Origin of the sequence: Ureibacillus sp. FSL K6-0786, from assembly GCF_037965165.1 — a bacterium.
Lineage (GTDB): Bacteria > Bacillota > Bacilli > Bacillales_A > Planococcaceae > Ureibacillus > Ureibacillus thermosphaericus.
In genome coordinates, this window is record NZ_CP150191.1 from 181,164 (window position 1) to 199,083 (window position 17,920).

The window sequence follows — 17,920 nt, forward strand, 5'->3', positions numbered from 1 at the left end:
ACTCCCGTCTATGAAAATTCTAGTTCGTAATCATTTTTCCAAACTTACAGCAATTTATGAAATAATATTGCGTCATCGAAAAAAGAACTTTTCTTATCATATCATAAAAGAAAAGAGATTGGTTTCAAATGAAAAATGAATGGATTTGTAAAATGTTGCATATAATTACTTTCTAAACATATCTTCAATCGGAGGGATTATAATGGATGCAGATTTTTTAATTGGTATCGGACTTATTTTATATACAATATACTTAACAACCCTTTGCTTTACAAATTAACAATAAAAAAACGAAAAGCTGATTCAATGAACTCGAATCAGCTTCTCCATTTGTCTTTTACCAAATGTCCTCATTGGAACTATTTCATTTTATCATTCCCATACTTGATAACAATATTTTTGCATCGCTATTCAAATTTTTTAGTGTATTTTCCCTTAATAATAATTGTTCTTTTTCTCTTAAAAATATCTTTAATCCGCTAATATCGAATCGACTTGCATAAGTATTAATGACAGTAATGGCATGTAATTCTTCTTTTGTTAACGTTTGTTCCACCGATTCAAATTTCTGCTGAACAAATAAAAGAATTTCCCGAGCATTACTGTTAAGCAAATGTCTATTTTCATAAACAGTATCAAAGTTTTCCTCTATGTATCTACGAGCTGTACCATAATCTAATGCATCAACAGCGCCATTTATCCTAATAATCAAGTTGCTCAACAACACTACTAAAGACCTCCTTGGCATAAAAGTATATCGGTATAATAGTAGTATTGTTTAGCCTATTTTTTAAGAAATTGGATATAAAATGAAAAAAAGATATATTTGACAATATATCCCCAATTTTTGAAAATAAAAAAATACCACCCATTTTTAGGTGATATTGGATATTAAGAAAGCCATTTAGGTGGAGTATTTTTAGAATAGTAAATATCCCCAATCGTATGATGGGATGCAAAATGATCCTCGTGAGTATGATAATGGAAGTTGTAATAATATCCTTCTTGAGGACGCTTTTCCGTACGAACATGGAATCGAAGTAAGTCTTTTCCGCTTATACCATCCGTAATATGAAATATTTTTTCAGAATAATTTCCGCCCGGTTTTTCAGAAATTGTTAAATAACGTTTTGATTCATCATCCAAATTTGATAAGGTAGTAGAAATAATTCTTTCTATATTTGGGAAAATCTGTTGTTCGAATTCATCTTCAATCACCGGCGTAATTTTTGAACCAAATTTTATGTATGATTGTTCACGTGCAAGTTGAATAATTGAATCAATTGGATCAATTGATTCAATCGACTCGTTACTTTCTTCTATATAAGATTCTTCAATACTTTCATTTGCTTCTTCAACATTTTTATAATCGGAACTTGGCGTTCGATTCGAGTCTTGTCCATTTTCTAATACATCCCAAATGGAATGATCAGGCGTAATGAACCCTAATGTTAATAAGGCAACGGTAAATACGAGTGCTTTTTGCCACCACTTTTTCAAGGACCTCACCAGCTTTCTATACAAATCTACTATCATTATTTACGATTTTCTATGAAAAAGGTTTCCTTATTTAAGTTTTCATAGTAAAATTACTAGGGAATTGACCATTGTTTTCTATTAAGGAGGGATAAGGAATGGCCTCAATTACTATTGCCATTGGTCTTGTTCTTTATTTAGGATACTTAACTTCATTCTGCTTTTCTAAATAAGTCATGAAAAAAGCTGCGTCTCGTGGCTTTTTTTGTTTATAGGAGGAGCACTGCTATGAATCTTTGATAGAGTAGCAGTGCAGTTACACTTAAATTCTCAGCAACTCTGCGATATTCTCAACTAGTTCCAACACAAGTTGTTTTGCATCTTTCATTGATTCTTCTATCGAACTCGGTCCTTTACATATTGAGAAAGCCGCGGATAATCCTAATTCTCTTATTTCATTTCTCGATAATTCAATATTGCCGCAAACCGCCACAACCGGGATATGATGCTGATTGGCAAGTTCACAAATTCCTTTGATTACTTTTCCATTAAGGGTTTGATGATCTAGTTTCCCCTCCCCTGTTATAACGAAATCCACCGTAGGAAGCAACTGATCTAATTGTAAATATTCTATTAATATGTCAATGCCTTGTCTAATTTGCGTTTTAAAAAGTGCCAAAAAGGATGCAGTAATTCCCCCAGCAGCACCAACGCCTTCGCGACTTACAATCTCCTTACGAAATTCTTTTTCTAATACTTTTCCATAATGTTCAAGGATTCCATCAATTTCGTTTAAACGCTCTTTGGCAATGCCTTTTTGCGGTCCGAATACGAAAGTCGCCCCCTGCTCTCCACAAAGAGGATTATTTACATCCGTCGCCAAAATAAATTCACATTCAAATAGCCTCGGATCAACCTTTTGTAAATCAAGTGAAGCAATTTTTTGGATATCCGTTAATGATTCAATTTCTACAGGTTTATTGTGAACATCTCTGAACGACACGCCCAATTCCAAAAGCATCCCAACACCCGCATCATTCGTAGCACTACCGCCAAGGCCGATAATAAAGGTACGACAGCCTTTATCTAAACCATATAAAATAAAATTTCCTACCCCGTAGCTAAATGATTGATAGGGATTTCGTTCATCCTCCGATACATGTGTTAACCCTGTACTTTTTGCCATCTCGATAAACGCCGTTCGTTTTTGTAAGTCAAACGCCATTTTTCCTTGAATCGTTCTCCCCAACGGATCTTTGACGTTTACCAACTCCACTTGGAATGGATGCACAGAACAGATGCTTTCTAAAAAACCTTCTCCTCCATCAGAAATCGGAACTTCGATTACTTCTGCATCCATGACCTTGTTCATCCCATGGCGAATTGTTTGGCACAATTCAATTGATGAAAGAGAGCCTTTAAAGGAATCCGGTGCAACTAAAACTCTCATATTTTCAAACCTTTCGTCACAGGCGTAATCGGTTCTTTACCCGATAACACATTGGCAATATTGTTCGCAGCGAGTTCCGCCATTTTTGTTCTCGTTTCATATGTAGCACTGCCAATATGAGGAAGCAAGATGACATTATCTAACGCCAACAACCCTTCCACAATTTTCGGTTCATGTTCGTACACATCGAGTGCCGCCCCAGCAATTTTTCCTTCTTTTAAATGTTCATATAACGCTTGTTCATCAATTAATGGCCCACGGGATGTATTAATTAAATAAGCATCTTTTTTCATGAGATGTAATTCTTCTCGCCCAATCAAATGATAAGATTCTTCATTTAATGGTGCATGGATTGTGATATAATCGCACTCTTTTAACAACGTTTCCAAATCGACATATCGTGCATTGTATTCTTGTTCCTTTTCTTTCGGCAACGGATTTCGATTATAATAGTAAACCTTCATATTGAACCCTTTTGCTCTTTGACATACAGCTGACCCAATTCTCCCCATCCCTATGATGCCTAATTTCTTTCCATATACCATATTGCCGATAAATAAATGCGGAAGCCAGCCGGTAAACTTCCCTTCCCGAACGAAATGATCGGCTTCAACAATTCTTCTTGCCATTCCAAGAATCAGTGCCCATGTAAGGTCTGCCGTTGCATCATTTAGAACATCTGGCGTGTTTGTTACGACGATGCCACGTTTTTCCGCAGAAGCAATATCGATATTGTTATAGCCAACACCGCAATTGCCGATAACTTTTAACTTTGATGCTTGTTGTAAAATGTCATCTGTAATGAAATTGTTGACCATCGAAAGCACGGCATCTTGATCTTTTATTTTTTCGAGTAACGCTGGCCCATTCAACGTTTCTTCCTTTTCCCAAACTTCCACTTCACCCACAGATTTTAATATGTTTAATGCTGAATCACTAATTTTACTCGTCACAAAAATCTTAAACATTTCTACCACTCCTCTTCTACATACATATTCTCGGTTTTTTTTAATAATCCTTCTGTCGAAACTTTTTCGAAAAGGAACTCGTATAAATAGGAAACAGCTACAAATAATGCATGGTAAAAACGAATAGGAGAATGAATATTGGAAACAAAGGAGCAATTATTGGCCTATTTACAAGAGATTGAAGCATGGGAAAAGGAACAAAAAGATTTATTTTTTTGGGAAAAAATCGGTAGAATCCCCTTTAAAATTTTAGATAAATTGACACCAAAATGGATTCAAAAAAAAGTTGCTGAATTAGTGGATGAATTAGGAAGCTACATTCAAACAGGCGGAAAATATTTAGTCAGTGAACAAGCTATCATTAAAAGAATCAATCAACATTCCTCTGTTAAAAATATCCACTCGATAGAAGAGATTCGAAATTTGCCGATTGAAGAGATGAAAAAGATTTCCGAGCAGCTTTCGAAAAAACGCGCAGCAATTGCAACGGTGCAAGGAGCTTCAACGGGAGTAGGCGGATTATTTACTCTTGTAGTCGATATTCCTGTGATATTGGGAATTTCCTTGAAAACCCTTCAGGAAATTGCCATAATTTATGGATATGATCCAAATGATAAAATAGAACGCATATTTATCGTGAAATGTTTGCAATTTGCAAATGCAGATATTGTTGGAAAGGAAGCCATCTTAAAAGAATTGTCGGAAATGGATAAACAATCCTCTACGGATGTAATCCAGCAATTAAAAGGATGGCAAGAAGTGTTTTATACGTTCCGTGATCAATTTGGTTGGAAAAAATTCTTCCAAGCGATACCGATTGCCGGCATACTATTCGGAGCTTTCGCCAATAAAGGTATGATTGAAAACATCGCAGAAACTGGCAACATGCTTTATCGGAAAAGAAGAGTGAAGGAAAGATTAAAAGAATTGTCTGTTGGAGGGTTTCGATGAATTTTTTCATAACGCACCGATTTGGATCTAGCGAAAATAAAAGCGCGTTGGCGACATCATGTTTCGATGAATTCTTCATTACGCATCGATTAGGGGGAAATCATGAAGAAAAATATAATATTTACAATAAAAGTTGCTGAATTGTACTATGAACAACTACAAAGAGAGATTCAATCCAGTGGGTTAACAGTAGAAGAATGGTTTAAGCAAAAAATAGAACAATTACAAAAAGACACTCGATCACAATAATGGGCGAGTGTCTTTTTATATGGAAAATGAATGAAAATACGCTTAGTAAATGTGTAAAAGTAGATTGGAAACATCTATTTGGAGCATGGTGAATATTTGATCAATACAAGTTATACTGCTCCATTCGCACGAGAAAGCTTGTTCCTATACGCACGAGTGAGGGCTTCTTCTGCACATGTTGGGATGCTATATATACGAGGGAGTACTTTATCTGCACTAGTTGAGATTCCATACGCACGAGTGAATACTTTATCTACACAAGTTGGTCTCCCATACGCACAAGCGAACACTTTATCTGCACTAGTTAATTTCTCATACGCACGAGTGAATACTTTATCTACACAAGTTGGTCTCCCATACGCACAAGCGAACACTTTATCTGCACTAGTTAATTTCTCATACGCACGAGTGAATACTTTATCTACACAAGATGAAATCCCATACGCACAAGCGGCTACTTCATCTACACAAGTTAAGATACCATACGCACAAGCGAACACTTTATCTGCACTAGTTAATTTCTCATACGCACGAGTGAATACTTTATCTACACAAGTTGGTCTCCCATACGCACAAGCGAACACTTTATCTGCACTAGTTAATTTCTCATACGCACGAGTGAATACTTTATCTACACAAGATGAAATCCCATACGCACAAGCGGCTACTTCATCTACACAAGTTAAGATACCATACGCACAAGCGAACACTTTATCTGCACTAGTTAGTATCCCATACGCACGAGTGAATACTTTATCTACACAAGATGAAATATCATTCGCACAAGTGAATACTTTATCTGCACTAGTTAATTTCTCATACGCACGAGTGAACACTTTATCTACACAAGTTGATTTCCCATTCGCACAAGCGACTACTTTATCTACACAAGTTGATTTCCCATTCGCACAAGCGACTACTTCAATCATAATATTTACTACTCCCCATCCGCACCTACACAAAAAAGAGCGAACTTGCCATATTCGCTCTTTTTATACTTTATATGCTTGCTGTAATCAGCAATTAATTTTTTTCTAATACCCCGTAGTGGAATTTCGATGTCAAGCGCACTTTTCGCTCAAAACCCAAGTCTTCAAAATGAGTTGAACGAAAATGAGCTTTTAACACCACCCGCTTTTTCGCCACACGATACGCTTCCTTTACCCATTCTTCCGTTAATGGATGATGGCTGCCGACTTCTCTTAGCGATTCAAAGTTATTTGATTCTTCAATAGTTTCCTCAAACATCGGATCAAGATATACAACATCAAAGGAACTATCTGGCTGCTTCTTTAAAAATTCAACTGCCTCAGCATGAATAACCTGAATCCGCTCCATCGCTTGTTTTAGCACTGGGTCTGTCGTTTCATATTCTTTTAATCCTCTCCGGACAAGATAAGAAATGATAGGATCTACTTCCACACCTACCACTTTTCCACTTTCGCCAACAGCAAAAGAAGCAATAATCGCATCTGAACCAATTCCTAAGGTACAGTCAAGAAATGAATCGCCAGGTTGCAGCCCACAAGACTCAATGAACGGCTCCGTTTCCCCTCTCTCTAACCGCTTCAAACGAAAAGCAGCCGTATCAGGATGAAAAAAGAAAGGCGTTGAAGAGCCTTTCGCATAATACTCGAACCGATTTTTCCCGGCAACAATCACATTGGCTTGATAAAGATTGCCGATTTTCGCAACAGAACGTTTCTTTCGCGGAACATAACGAACATGAAGTTCTTCGCTAATTTGTTTTGCCAACTGAAAAGACTCTTCATCTGGCCTACCTGCCGTCGTCACAATTACTTTCCGCATGCTTGTTTTAACACGCCCGTAATATGGTCACGGATTTGTTCCACTGAAAAACCTTCAATTTGTTCTCTTGGAATAAAGTATTCCAATTGTCCATCACGTAAAATAGCAATGGATGGGGAACTTGGCGGAATATCTTCAAAGTATGCACGCATTGCCGCTGTTGCTTCGCGGTCTTGTCCAGCAAATACCGTCACTAAGTGATCTGGTTTGATTTCTTTAATTGCTTCTCTTACTGCTGGACGTGCACTTCCAGCCGCACAACCACATACGGAGTTAATCACAACAAGCGATACCCCTTTCGCTGTTGCCATAAATTCATTGACTTCATCTGCTGTTGTTAATTCTTTAAATCCAACGTCCACCAATTCTTGACGCATTGGCTTCACGATGGCTTGCATATATTCTTCGTAAGCGTTCATCGTTTCGCACCCTTTCATATTTTTTCGCAAAACTTATTATATCAAGGTTTTGCATAGTTTGACAGAAAGTTGCTTTTATATTTTTTTTAATTATTGAAACCTACCTTTTGAGAGAATAACACACGGAAATCAGGAAAGGACAATCAATTGCTTTTAATTAAAGGTTGTCCTCTAGATTAGTGTTAGAACATAATTCTTCCTTTTCTAAGTAGCCATTCACTGTAAAAAAATAGATGAACATAGGTGTTTCACCTGTTCACCCACCATTTTTTCATATAAAGTGTATTTATCAAAGCTTCATCGCTCTACTTTTTATTCCTTCTTTGCTGAATCGTAATATATAAACCGAGTAATCGATCAGCTGTCATTTTTTTATTTCGAAGGTCATCTAAGTGATACGATTGAATGAGTCCTTCTTTAACTGCTTGTTCCAGCATTTGTTCAGCTGCTGAATACATCGTCGGTGATTTTGGATCCCACACGCCTGCTTCCCCCTTTTCAATATCTTTTTCATCGATAATGAGCTGCACTTTTAACTTGCTCGTTGTTGGCACAATCACCGTACCTTCTAATTTATAACCCTTTGGCATCGTCCAAGATGGAGTTACTTCAAAATGAGGACGATCGACACTGCCGACCCAATCTCCACCCCAAGTAATGCCCAGTTTACGAGCAATGGCGCCAACTTTATTCAACGTAGTCACATCGTAAAGATCTTTAGGTGGTGCTACTGCGATATCCCACGCTAAGCGGCTTGTGTGTCTGCTGTTTAAGGTCCATGTGATTATTGAGCCTGGACGACTGCGACCTTGCTGATATAAATAATTTTGTCGTTCCTGCGTTCGGTAAGTTTCTGTAATAAAAATATCTCGAATCCCCGCTTTATAGCATTCTTGAAACAGCAACTTGCAAGCAGTTTGTGCTACGGGCAATAGTTGAGACAAATCACGAATCACTGTTGTTACACTCATGTAATTCACCACCCTTCTGACTTATATATATCCAAAACTCTCTAAAAAGTGCCGGCAAGTTTAAAATTTATAGTTTTTTATTGCGATCGATATTAATTATTTATAAATAAAAAATAGAGCTGCTCCTTAGCATATCCATTACAAAGAGCAGCTCTTCTCCTATTTATCTGCAATTGAGTTTATAAGTTTTCATTTAAATTTGATAGACACTTTTTACCCTCTTAATCTTATAAAGTTATGGAAGATCTATATGTATGCCCTACTCAATCTTCATTTTTGCCATAGTATAAATATATACTAGTTATATTGGAAATGGGGGATATCAAATGTTCCAACGTCGTAGATCGCCATTCGGTTTCTGCTATCCTGGTTATCGTTACTGCGGACCGGGTTGTTCTGGACCGGGTGCACCAACAAATCCCGTCGACTTTTGTTGTTTACAACACGATATTTGTTACGCAATGTACGGACCATGCCGCTATTGTGATGATTTGTTTCAACAATGTTTAGCACCTTATAAACATCCTTACTACGGCAGAATGGCACGGGATGCAAGACTATTCTCTAACGTCATGAAAATTCGTAACTTCTTTTTCTAGTAAGGGCTAAAGGACGTTTTTTATATGCTGTTTACGTTTAAATACTGAAAAAGTTTAGGAACACGCAATATTAAAAAACAGCCTTTTTATAAAAAGCGTCTTTTTTTATGTCTACAATCGCCTCTTTCAATTTAATGAAAAAGCGTACCTTTAATCAGTACGCTAATTATGCAAAGTTATTTACAATCGCCTGACAAATGCGCTGCGCTGCATTGCCATCTCCAAATACTTGAGGTTGTGCATGATTCAAGCAGTCTAATTTTCTGGACGCCTTTTCCATTATCGAATGAACATTGATTGGACATAAACAATTCCAACCATTTTCTAACGTTTCAATCCACTCTGTTTGATCCCTTAGCGTCGTGCAAGGCGTTTTTAAAAGATAGGCTTCCTTTTGAAGACCGCCCGAATCCGTCACCACCATATAAGCATTTTTTGTTAAATAAAGCATTAACAAATATCCTACTGGTTGAATAATTGTTACGTTTCGAAACGAAATATTTAATTTTTCCACCAATTTTTGCGTTCTTGGATGCAGCGGTATGAGTACTGGTTTATCCAACCTTTCTAAAGCAGTGAAAATCGTTTGTAATTTCATTAAATCATCTGTGTTTTCTGCGCGGTGAATCGTAGCAAGATAATATTCTTTTTCTTTCAAAAGCGGAATATGTGGATTTTCAGCTTTCAATGTTTCTAACCATTTACTGTTTGAATAGCGTTTATTTGATATATTCATAAATCGATTAACAGCATCGACCATAATATCGCCTGTTAAAAGAACCCCGTCTGTTATCCCTTCCTTTTTCAAATTTTCCACAGCTGTTTTCGTAGGACATAACAATAAATCCGATAGATGGTCGGTCAATACTCGATTTTGTTCTTCTGGCATTCGTTTATTATAACTGCGCAGTCCCGCCTCAACATGAAAGACCGGGATATGCAATTTGCTGGCAGCTAATGCTCCTGCCAATGTCGAATTGGTGTCTCCATATACAAGCACTCCATCAGGCTTCTCTTTCAACAGTATCTGTTCAATCTTTTCAAGCATTCTCCCCGTCTGTAAACCATGACTTCCAGAACCAACTCCTAAATAATAATCGGGTTTTGGAATGGAGAGCTCTTGAAAAAAGATATCAGACATATTTTGATCATAATGTTGTCCCGTATGAATCATAATTTCATGATGCTGCTTTCGAAACACATCCGAAAAAGGGGCAGCTTTAATAAATTGCGGCCGTGCACCAACGATTGTAATCAGCTTCAACTCACATCCCCCTTTCATAAAAAGTTCGTAATCTATTTTATGTCTAGTGATAAACATTGTTACTGTCTATTAATTTATAAAAAAATAGGAATATGTATCGGTTCATTTGAGAGATTTTGCATAGCATATACCAGTAAACCGAATCCATATTGGAGGAATGCTAAATGAAAGTTTGCAAGTTAATTCGAAAGCATTCTTTTAAAGATGTCCGTGTTTTTGAAAAAGAAGCTATTAGCTTAAAAAAATTAGGTTATGACGTAACCATTGTAGCTGGAAAAACAAGAGGAGTTGTTTTTGGACCAAATCGAAGTTCGATAAAAGACCCAGCTTTTAAAAAGGATTCATTCGAATATAAAGGGATTAAGTTTTTAACGTATGATATAGTGGAAATTACTTATACGCATATCAACAAAATGATTAAAGCTTTAGAAACGAATACACAAAATTATTTTCCTGATAAATTATATGAAAAGGCTTTGTCTACAAATGCTGATATCTACCATGCCCACGAATTGCATACGTTGTATGAAGCTGTACAAATCAAAAGAACGCTTAGAAAAAAAGGAAAAAATGTCAAGGTCATCTTTGATGCACATGAATTAGAAGCAAATAGCAAATTCTTGACATTATTGATGAAAGAAGTCGATCATCTCATTACTGTATCGGATTCAATTAAAGAAATTTATCAAAAGAGATACCCAAATGTACCTATTACAGTGATTTATAATACGCCTTCCTATCAAGAAGAGTTGCAGAAGGATAAAACATATAAAAACTCTTTTGTCATTGCCTTTGAAGGAGTCGTAACGTACCAAAAAGGAGATCCTAGAAAAATCATCGAAATTGCGAATCTTTGCAACAAGTCAATGAAAAATTTCAGTTTTGAAATTTTCGGAAGAATTCATCCTACTATGAAGGAAAGGAATCTCATTTCCCAACATCCTTCCATCAACTGTAAATGGATTGACTATCACAACCTACCTACTGAATTAAACAAGGTGCATGTGGGCTATATTTATTTCGATACAAGCAATGCGAATCGGAAATATGCGATGCCGAATAAGTTTTTCAGTTATTTGAATAACGGGATTCCTGTCGTAGTGAATCAATCCATTGACATGAAAAGATTTATCGAAAAATATCAATGTGGAATTGTGATAGATAAAGTAAATCCAACGGCAGAAGATTACTATAATCAGTTTTACCGATTATATCAAAATCGAAAATTACTGAGCCAAATGGGCCAAAACGCAAGAAAAGCAATGAAAGACATTTGTTGGGAAAAGATGGAGGAACGGTTGTCTGAAATTTATAAAAGTCTACAAACAATCGAGTAGGAGGGAGCGATTAACTCCCGTCCTCTCACACCACCGTACGTACGGTTCCGTATACGGCGGTTCAATTAAGATGATTGACGCAAGTCTTTATAACTTCCGTGAATAGCTGTTCTCTTTATGCCAGTGGTCACTCCACCCTCCAAGAGGTCTCCCACGGGATTCACCGCTTCCTTCCTCAAGTGAGGTACTACGTTTTCTGTGTTCATCATGACTCACTGAATGCCAAGGGCTATTCTCTCTTAATTGTTCGGTCCTTCTTAGTAGTTCTAAACCAACTAATACTATGACCTCTGCTGACTTCTGACGGTTCAGCTACTTATCACTAAGTAGGTTATGAAGCGTACTTCACATATCCGCCAGACCTCCCCGGGTAAGAATGTAATCTTTCCTTCCATCTATCTGCTTCATTTACTCTGTACCACCTTTGGCAGAAAGGACTTTGTTTTGTTTAGCAAACTCATCCAATGATACCTAGCCTTATATGAAGTTCGTGTTCCTCAGACCGGAAGTTTGCCGCTCGCTTCCTTCAGATTCCGCGTCACCACGGACACCCTTGCGTTAAGCTAACTGTTACTTCTGCCTTCACAGTTCGGGACTTACACCCTATAGATTACACCCATGCCAGGCGCACTAAAAAAAACGCTCATCTTCACCTACTGAGCGTTTTCCTCCTTCTACACCCACTCCACATCTTGAAAACTTTAAGACTCTTCTATCTCCGTCCCTTTTTTAAATTCCACCAATCTCGCAAAGGCGCGCCAGTAATGGTAGACGAGACGGTCAATCCACAGAAGCGCCTGAACGTTGGACATGGCCACTTCCAATTTTGTTTCTCTTACCGCCGTTCGCTCATAATATTTTCTTCTGCGCACTCGTCTTTCTTCTGCAATTTTGTGGGCGGTTTTCTCCAACTCTTGCTCCATTTCCAACAACTTTTCTTCGCTGTCAAAACTTTGATTGATTTGTTCTAACGTTTTATGCCACCATTTCATCAATTTCTCTTGATGAAAAACTCCTTCTACCTTTTGTTGTTCTCGCAATACGCGAATTAATCGGCTGATATGGTCCAACACATGCAATATGGCAACATGTTGATTACGAAGTTTCGTTGAATCCGATTGCACGTCATTGAGGAATTTGCGGAGTAACACAATGGCTTCCTCTACTTCCTGCACTTTTTTTTCGTAGCTAGCCGTTCCCTTTTTCGCTTCAATTAATTCTAACATTGCATCCGTTAAATGTTTCATCATTTGCAATAATGTTTGATAAGCAACTTCTAAGGCAGCGGATGGAATGGATACCAATTGATCGTCGAGATTTCGAGTCAACGCATTCGCTTTTTCTGGCAACATTTTCGTTAAGAGCTTTGAAAACTGCTTTGTAAATGGAACGAAAATGATGGCACCAAATACACTAAACAGCGTATGGAATAATGCAAGCCCCACGGTTTCATCAAAACTACCGGTAAATGCAACAGTCAAAAACTCCACAAATTGTAAAATGTAGCGAATGAAAATGGTCACAATGAAAGCGGTCACAACATTAAACAACAAATGGGTTGCCGCTGTGCGTTTTGCTGCGATGGATGATCCAATCGAAGCCACAATAGCTGTTGCAGTCGTTCCGATATTTTGACCAACGACTAAAAAAGCAGCCTGTTCAAAATCAATCGCTCCAGCAAATAATGCAGTAAGCGTCGTTGCCATCGCTGCACTAGATGCTTGCATAATAATGGTCATAATAATGCCAATTCCAATTAATAACAAAATGGACAGAAAGGATTCAGTATCCAATGACTCAAAGCGAATCCAATGTTGGGCCGTTTCCATCCCTTTTTGGAGCAAATCGATTCCTAGAAATAGAAGGCCGAAACCGGTCAACACGCCTCCATATTTCTTGATGTCGCTTGGAGCCACATATTGTACAAATACCCCTAAACCAATCATCGGCAATGACATGGCTTGCAGGCTGATCTTAAACCCTAAAAGGGAAATAATCCACCCTGTACTTGTACTTCCAATATTGGCGCCAATGATAATACCAATCGACTGAAAAAAAGAAATAAGTCCTGCACTGACAAAACCAACTGTTAAAATCGTTGTTGCGGTTGAAGATTGAACGAGCACAGTCATAAAAAATCCTGTTAATAAGGATGTAAACGTTCCTTTTGTGAAAGTATGTAACCATTTTCTCAACGTTTCGCCCGCAATCTCTTTCAACCCGTTTGTCAACATCGACATTCCTAATAAAAAAATGCCGATTCCACCTATTGCATTAATCATCAAGCCACCTCCTTCACTAGAAAGGGCAATTCACTGGAATATTATTATTTTACAAAAAAAACAAAATTGCGTTCCTAGAAGAACGCAAAATTAGACGAAAGAATCAATAAAAATTCGACCATCTGATATGGGCAAGACGCAGTATTCATTTTGAAATTATATTTCACAAAATATTATTTCTATTCTGCATCAATGACAAATTGTTTCATTGACTCTCTCGAATCTTCCTCTTTTAAATAAATCACTAGTTCTTGGCGATATTCATTTCCCTCTAAATAGTGGTCAAGGGTATGAAAATCATATTTATAACTGCCAAAAGGAAACGTTACATATTCTCCCTTCACCGCCGCAAGTAAACCTGCAACATCGTGGGAGACCATTTGTAATAATTCTTGACCTGTAGATGTTAATACAAATATTACATTCATCTTCTTTCACCTTTTCATGAAAAAACGTTGCCTTATAAGCAACGTTTTCTTAGTCTATTTATGTAAGGATATTTTACCATATGTATTAAGCATTGAACACTGTTGTGTCTTCTTTCTGCTTTGCAATTTTTCCCCAAGGAGTTCCGAGTTTTAATAATACCCAGCGATCTAAACCATACCAACCTGCTACTTTCCAAGCTAACATTAAGAGAATGCTGAGTAATAATAGACGTGGATTTGAACTTAACGTGCCAGCAAATAAGAAGGCAATATTCATCATCGATCCGAAAAAGGCTGCAATGGCTGTGAACAATCCTATTATTAATCCAATCCCAACAAGCACTTCCCCAAACGCAACTAAATAGCTAAAGATTGTCGCATTCGGCAAACAAATATGTTCTAAAAAGGCTGCATACCATCCCATTACATCATTCGTCGTGGATGCTTTTTCGATGGCACCTTGTAAATATCCGCTGACTGCCGCTCCCGCATTCTTACCAGTCCAAGCATCATCAAATACTTTATGAATTCCTGACTGGAGCCAAATCCATCCTACATAAATGCGGACAACTAGCCAAATGGCCGCGGAACGAGTGTCATTAAATAAAAATCGAGTCACTGAATTTTCCGGATAGAAAATCAATTCCTTTTTTTCCATTGTTTCACTCCTTTCACACTTATTATATAGTGTTTTATTACTCCGAACTATCTTTTTTTCTATATACAAATACTTTTTATAATGAAAATTCATGAATTTGAAAAAATTATAAATACAAAAAAAAAGATGCAACAGGTTGTCTGCTGCATCTTCATTATATTAAATCGTTACAGGTGCAAAAAACTCCTCATACAATGCGCGTAAGCATTGGTCTTCATATGGCTGCAATACACCAAATACGAGGCTAACTTCTGATGACCCTTGATTAATCATCTCGATATTTGCTCCAGTTCTAGAAATAGCTGAAGCTGCACGGGCTGCTAATCCTGTATTATTGCGCATACCTTCGCCTACAATGACAATCATGGAAAATCCGTGACGGAAATAAACATCATCTGCGTGAAGTTCTTCTTTCACTCGTTTAACAATGCGTTCTTCTTTTTCAGGATTTAATTGGTTGGAACGAATGATAATTGAAATATCATCCACTCCAGATGGCGTATGATCGTAAGAAATGTTTTCTTCCTCAATGATTTGTAATAGTTTTCTGCCAAATCCAATTTCTCGATTCATTAAATATTTAGAGACGTACAAAGTCGAGAAACCGTGATCTGCCGCTATCCCAATGACCGGTCGACCATTAGGCTTGCGGGATGGAACAATGCGTGTACCAGGAGCAGAAGGATTATTTGTGTTTTTAATATTCACAGGAATCCCTAGTTTGAATACAGGAATTAAAGCTTCATCATGGAATACTGAAAATCCTGCATAAGAAAGCTCTCTCATTTCACGGAATGTAATTTCTTCAATACCGATAGGATCGTTTACCACTTTCGGATTTGCAGAAAAAACGCAATCAACATCTGTGAAGTTTTCATACAGCTCTGCTTTGACAGCCGCCGCTAAGATGGAACCTGTAATATCGGAACCACCGCGATCAAATGTACGCAATACACCATCTTTTGTATATCCGAAGAATCCAGGGAAGACAATGATTTCCTCACTCTTGCCCAGATTTTTTAAGTTTTCATAAGTCTCTGGTAAGGCAACTGTTCTTTCAGGAGGGTCGTTTACAATTAACCCCTCTTTTGGGCTAACATATTTCGCCTTCATGCCAATAGAGTTGAAATATGCCGCGACTAATTTCGCGTTATTGTCTTCTCCACTTGCTTTTAAATTATCAATGAATAACTCTTTTTCTAATTTTAATGCAATGCGTTCGCGTAAATCTTTCTCTATTACTTCGCAAATTTTTCCGTCTAAACCTAGACCTTGGGCAATTTCAATATATCGATTTAACACATTTTGCAGCTTCTCTTCAACTTGATCATTCCGAAGAGCTGATTCTGCTAAATCGATTAACAAATCCGTCACTTTAATATCATCACCAAAGCGTTTCCCTGGAGCAGATACCGTCACGATTCTTCTTTTTGGATTAGCCTTCACAATATTTGCCACTTTTTTGATTTGTTCTGCACTTGCAACAGAAGTACCACCAAATTTACATACTATCATTTTTTTCATCAAATCCTTACTATCCAGAATTGTATTTTCCATAAAAACATTTGACTTTCCTCAGTGTACAAATTTTATAAAAAATCGTCAAGACCAATTAAATAAAAAGATAAAATATTTGCAAAATTTAATCCGATTATATTAATTCGTCCTAGTATATGTAGAAATTCACTACAAAACTGCATAGTTGCCTAACATAAAAAACTTCAATTTTTTTTAAAAGAAAACCGTGCACACCTATTCGGTAAAAATAGATGCACACGATTTTACTATATATCATGTGTCAGTATCGATTATCAATACTTAATATTTAGTAGTTTTATTATATACTATCTTCTTGATTTTTCTAGTCTAAATTTATTGTTGATTCATAGATTTTTATAACTTTTTATCATTAAAAAATCGAAATGACAGAAACTAGAATAATAATCATGACCATAAGTACTAATTGAACATACATCCAACATTTTATATGAAAATCGTCCATAGTAGAATGTATTTTTTGAGAAATAATTGTGACGAACCCGACAAGTACGATTTTAAGTAAAAGCAACAGCCCTAACGGCTTTAACAATAAATCCAATGGCGAATCATATTTATACGCTAACAAACTACCGGAAATAACTAACATCACAATGCAAACAAAAGCATATTCAATGAAAATGGCAATGAAGTTTTTTACCATTGTTTTATATTTAGAATAGAAAAAAATAACAATGGCAAGACCTGTAAACCAAATCGCAGCCGCAATCAAATGAAGGATTTCAAATAGTGCTAAAATAAGTGAGCGAAAATCTGCTGGATATTCGATGTTACAACCTATAAGTATCAGTACAAACAATAAATCGAACCATCGATTTTTATACAAAAACAATAACCCTAATACTGAGATCATAAGCGAAAGATACCAACCATACTGAATTGATGATTGATTTAGCAAGGAAGGAATGAATCCATCCGTTAATATATTCATTTCCATTAAAATAAGTGAAATCAATGCGAGAAAATGAAAGCATTGAAAAACAAATCCCCATTGCAAATATGTTTTTCGTACATAGAAGGAATAATTCTGTATAATTCTCCACCAAATCACCGATCCGACAAGTAACAAAAAACCAATGGTATAAAGGGATTGGATGGCAATCAAAATTAGTTGGGACTTTTCAGTAGGATTGTGCCATTCATGATGCTCTAAAAGAGTGATGGGCGAGAAATTTCTAGTAAAATGCATGAATTCGTAGAGGGGATTAGGGAATGCATTATTCACAGATTGAGTAGTACTCTCAATATAAGAAAGATTTTGAGGAAGGAAATTAGTGTCCGATGTTTGATTCATAAGCATTTTGAATGATGGATTATGCTCTACATGCGATAATGCTTGCCACTCATCATCCAATGCCACTGGCCAAAAAGCATAGAATCCATAGACTAAAATGGCAACAATCATCAATGGAACAAAGCGTTTCCTTATGATGATGAAAATCCTTTCCTCTTTTTATTATCATATTCAGCTCCGCTTCAAATGGATTATTCCATCAAATATA

19 protein-coding genes are annotated in these 17,920 nt (G+C 36.8%); 4 read left to right on the forward strand and 15 right to left on the reverse strand.

Going from position 1 to position 17,920, the window contains the following annotated elements; translation table 11 throughout:
• Nucleotides 1-364 precede the first annotated feature (364 nt).
• The 4 genes from NSQ18_RS00940 to NSQ18_RS00955 all read right to left on the reverse strand — a co-directional run bounded on the left by NSQ18_RS00940 (nucleotide 365) and on the right by NSQ18_RS00955 (nucleotide 3,894).
• On the reverse strand, nucleotides 365-727 hold the full coding sequence (locus NSQ18_RS00940) for a hypothetical protein (RefSeq protein WP_016839113.1): 363 nt from the start codon (nucleotides 725-727) through the stop codon (nucleotides 365-367).
• A 164-nt stretch (nucleotides 728-891) separates the two neighbouring features.
• Nucleotides 892-1,500: a YpjP family protein gene (locus NSQ18_RS00945; RefSeq protein WP_339288627.1), complete on the reverse strand. Its 609-nt coding sequence runs from the start codon at nucleotides 1,498-1,500 to the stop codon at nucleotides 892-894.
• A 298-nt stretch (nucleotides 1,501-1,798) separates the two neighbouring features.
• The gene (locus NSQ18_RS00950) at nucleotides 1,799-2,926 is read right to left on the reverse strand and encodes a glycerate kinase (protein WP_339288629.1); all 1,128 of its coding nucleotides are present in this window, start codon (nucleotides 2,924-2,926) and stop codon (nucleotides 1,799-1,801) included.
• A complete protein-coding gene (locus tag NSQ18_RS00955) occupies nucleotides 2,923-3,894 on the reverse strand; it encodes a D-glycerate dehydrogenase (protein WP_168412841.1) in 972 nt (323 codons plus the stop codon). The genes NSQ18_RS00950 and NSQ18_RS00955 overlap by 4 nt, the downstream gene beginning before the upstream one ends.
• A 138-nt stretch (nucleotides 3,895-4,032) precedes the next feature.
• On the opposite strand from NSQ18_RS00955, the gene NSQ18_RS00960 reads away from it, so the two are divergent.
• Together NSQ18_RS00960 and NSQ18_RS00965 are read left to right on the forward strand one after the other, a co-directional pair.
• A complete protein-coding gene (locus tag NSQ18_RS00960) occupies nucleotides 4,033-4,845 on the forward strand; it encodes an EcsC family protein (protein ID WP_339288632.1) in 813 nt (270 codons plus the stop codon).
• A gap of 102 nt (nucleotides 4,846-4,947) precedes the next feature.
• Nucleotides 4,948-5,094 (forward strand): hypothetical protein, encoded by a 147-nt coding sequence (locus NSQ18_RS00965; RefSeq protein ID WP_339288634.1) that lies wholly within the window; start codon nucleotides 4,948-4,950, stop codon nucleotides 5,092-5,094.
• A gap of 110 nt (nucleotides 5,095-5,204) precedes the next feature.
• Here NSQ18_RS00965 and NSQ18_RS00970 read toward each other — a convergent pair whose 3' ends face one another.
• From NSQ18_RS00970 to NSQ18_RS00985, 4 genes are all read right to left on the reverse strand, one after another.
• Nucleotides 5,205-6,023, reverse strand: a complete 819-nt coding sequence (locus NSQ18_RS00970; RefSeq protein ID WP_339288636.1) for a hypothetical protein — start codon at nucleotides 6,021-6,023, stop codon at nucleotides 5,205-5,207.
• Between the two features lie 94 nt (nucleotides 6,024-6,117).
• Nucleotides 6,118-6,903: a class I SAM-dependent methyltransferase gene (locus tag NSQ18_RS00975; protein ID WP_339288637.1), complete on the reverse strand. Its 786-nt coding sequence runs from the start codon at nucleotides 6,901-6,903 to the stop codon at nucleotides 6,118-6,120.
• Complete coding sequence (locus tag NSQ18_RS00980) at nucleotides 6,891-7,322, reverse strand: BrxA/BrxB family bacilliredoxin (protein ID WP_016839121.1); 432 nt, start codon at nucleotides 7,320-7,322, stop codon at nucleotides 6,891-6,893. Before NSQ18_RS00980 ends, NSQ18_RS00975 begins: the two co-directional genes overlap by 13 nt.
• A 305-nt stretch (nucleotides 7,323-7,627) precedes the next feature.
• Nucleotides 7,628-8,293, reverse strand: a complete 666-nt coding sequence (locus NSQ18_RS00985; RefSeq protein WP_016839124.1) for a M15 family metallopeptidase — start codon at nucleotides 8,291-8,293, stop codon at nucleotides 7,628-7,630.
• Between the two features lie 326 nt (nucleotides 8,294-8,619).
• Between NSQ18_RS00985 and NSQ18_RS00990 the strand changes: the two genes are divergently transcribed.
• Nucleotides 8,620-8,892: a Parvovirus coat protein VP1-like protein gene (locus NSQ18_RS00990; RefSeq protein WP_083839549.1), complete on the forward strand. Its 273-nt coding sequence runs from the start codon at nucleotides 8,620-8,622 to the stop codon at nucleotides 8,890-8,892.
• A 166-nt stretch (nucleotides 8,893-9,058) separates the two neighbouring features.
• Here NSQ18_RS00990 and wecB read toward each other — a convergent pair whose 3' ends face one another.
• On the reverse strand, nucleotides 9,059-10,156 hold the full coding sequence (gene wecB, locus NSQ18_RS00995) for a UDP-N-acetylglucosamine 2-epimerase (non-hydrolyzing) (RefSeq protein ID WP_016839125.1): 1,098 nt from the start codon (nucleotides 10,154-10,156) through the stop codon (nucleotides 9,059-9,061).
• A 164-nt stretch (nucleotides 10,157-10,320) separates the two neighbouring features.
• Between wecB and NSQ18_RS01000 the strand changes: the two genes are divergently transcribed.
• On the forward strand, nucleotides 10,321-11,493 hold the full coding sequence (locus NSQ18_RS01000) for a glycosyltransferase (RefSeq protein WP_339288640.1): 1,173 nt from the start codon (nucleotides 10,321-10,323) through the stop codon (nucleotides 11,491-11,493).
• 65 nt (nucleotides 11,494-11,558) lie between these two features.
• Here NSQ18_RS01000 and NSQ18_RS01005 read toward each other — a convergent pair whose 3' ends face one another.
• The 6 genes from NSQ18_RS01005 to NSQ18_RS01030 form a co-directional block, all read right to left on the reverse strand.
• On the reverse strand, nucleotides 11,559-11,702 hold the full coding sequence (locus tag NSQ18_RS01005) for a hypothetical protein (RefSeq protein ID WP_172597779.1): 144 nt from the start codon (nucleotides 11,700-11,702) through the stop codon (nucleotides 11,559-11,561).
• Between the two features lie 492 nt (nucleotides 11,703-12,194).
• Nucleotides 12,195-13,775, reverse strand: a complete 1,581-nt coding sequence (locus NSQ18_RS01010) for a Na/Pi symporter (protein ID WP_339288641.1) — start codon at nucleotides 13,773-13,775, stop codon at nucleotides 12,195-12,197.
• Between the two features lie 179 nt (nucleotides 13,776-13,954).
• Nucleotides 13,955-14,203, reverse strand: a complete 249-nt coding sequence (locus NSQ18_RS01015; protein ID WP_016839130.1) for a hypothetical protein — start codon at nucleotides 14,201-14,203, stop codon at nucleotides 13,955-13,957.
• A gap of 85 nt (nucleotides 14,204-14,288) precedes the next feature.
• The gene (locus NSQ18_RS01020; RefSeq protein WP_339288643.1) at nucleotides 14,289-14,861 is read right to left on the reverse strand and encodes a DoxX family protein; all 573 of its coding nucleotides are present in this window, start codon (nucleotides 14,859-14,861) and stop codon (nucleotides 14,289-14,291) included.
• A gap of 159 nt (nucleotides 14,862-15,020) precedes the next feature.
• The gene (locus NSQ18_RS01025) at nucleotides 15,021-16,376 is read right to left on the reverse strand and encodes an aspartate kinase (RefSeq protein WP_026019123.1); all 1,356 of its coding nucleotides are present in this window, start codon (nucleotides 16,374-16,376) and stop codon (nucleotides 15,021-15,023) included.
• Between the two features lie 394 nt (nucleotides 16,377-16,770).
• Entirely contained in the window at nucleotides 16,771-17,823 is a 1,053-nt protein-coding gene (locus NSQ18_RS01030) for a hypothetical protein (protein ID WP_339288645.1), read from the reverse strand.
• Nucleotides 17,824-17,920 lie beyond the last annotated feature (97 nt).

Coding starts and splice junctions, on each gene's coding strand:
- NSQ18_RS01030 (WP_339288645.1), bottom strand. CDS start 17,823: ATGATTGTTGCCATTTTAGTCTATGGATTCTATGCTTTTTGGCCAGTG.
- NSQ18_RS00950 (WP_339288629.1), bottom strand. CDS start 2,926: ATGAGAGTTTTAGTTGCACCGGATTCCTTTAAAGGCTCTCTTTCATCA.
- NSQ18_RS00990 (WP_083839549.1), top strand. CDS start 8,620: ATGTTCCAACGTCGTAGATCGCCATTCGGTTTCTGCTATCCTGGTTAT.
- NSQ18_RS00985 (WP_016839124.1), bottom strand. CDS start 8,293: ATGAGTGTAACAACAGTGATTCGTGATTTGTCTCAACTATTGCCCGTA.
- NSQ18_RS01000 (WP_339288640.1), top strand. CDS start 10,321: ATGAAAGTTTGCAAGTTAATTCGAAAGCATTCTTTTAAAGATGTCCGT.
- NSQ18_RS01025 (WP_026019123.1), bottom strand. CDS start 16,376: ATGATAGTATGTAAATTTGGTGGTACTTCTGTTGCAAGTGCAGAACAA.
- NSQ18_RS00955 (WP_168412841.1), bottom strand. CDS start 3,894: ATGTTTAAGATTTTTGTGACGAGTAAAATTAGTGATTCAGCATTAAAC.
- NSQ18_RS00970 (WP_339288636.1), bottom strand. CDS start 6,023: ATGATTGAAGTAGTCGCTTGTGCGAATGGGAAATCAACTTGTGTAGAT.
- NSQ18_RS01020 (WP_339288643.1), bottom strand. CDS start 14,861: ATGGAAAAAAAGGAATTGATTTTCTATCCGGAAAATTCAGTGACTCGA.
- NSQ18_RS00980 (WP_016839121.1), bottom strand. CDS start 7,322: ATGAACGCTTACGAAGAATATATGCAAGCCATCGTGAAGCCAATGCGT.
- NSQ18_RS00965 (WP_339288634.1), top strand. CDS start 4,948: ATGAAGAAAAATATAATATTTACAATAAAAGTTGCTGAATTGTACTAT.
- NSQ18_RS01005 (WP_172597779.1), bottom strand. CDS start 11,702: ATGATGAACACAGAAAACGTAGTACCTCACTTGAGGAAGGAAGCGGTG.
- NSQ18_RS01015 (WP_016839130.1), bottom strand. CDS start 14,203: ATGAATGTAATATTTGTATTAACATCTACAGGTCAAGAATTATTACAA.
- NSQ18_RS00975 (WP_339288637.1), bottom strand. CDS start 6,903: ATGCGGAAAGTAATTGTGACGACGGCAGGTAGGCCAGATGAAGAGTCT.
- NSQ18_RS01010 (WP_339288641.1), bottom strand. CDS start 13,775: ATGATTAATGCAATAGGTGGAATCGGCATTTTTTTATTAGGAATGTCG.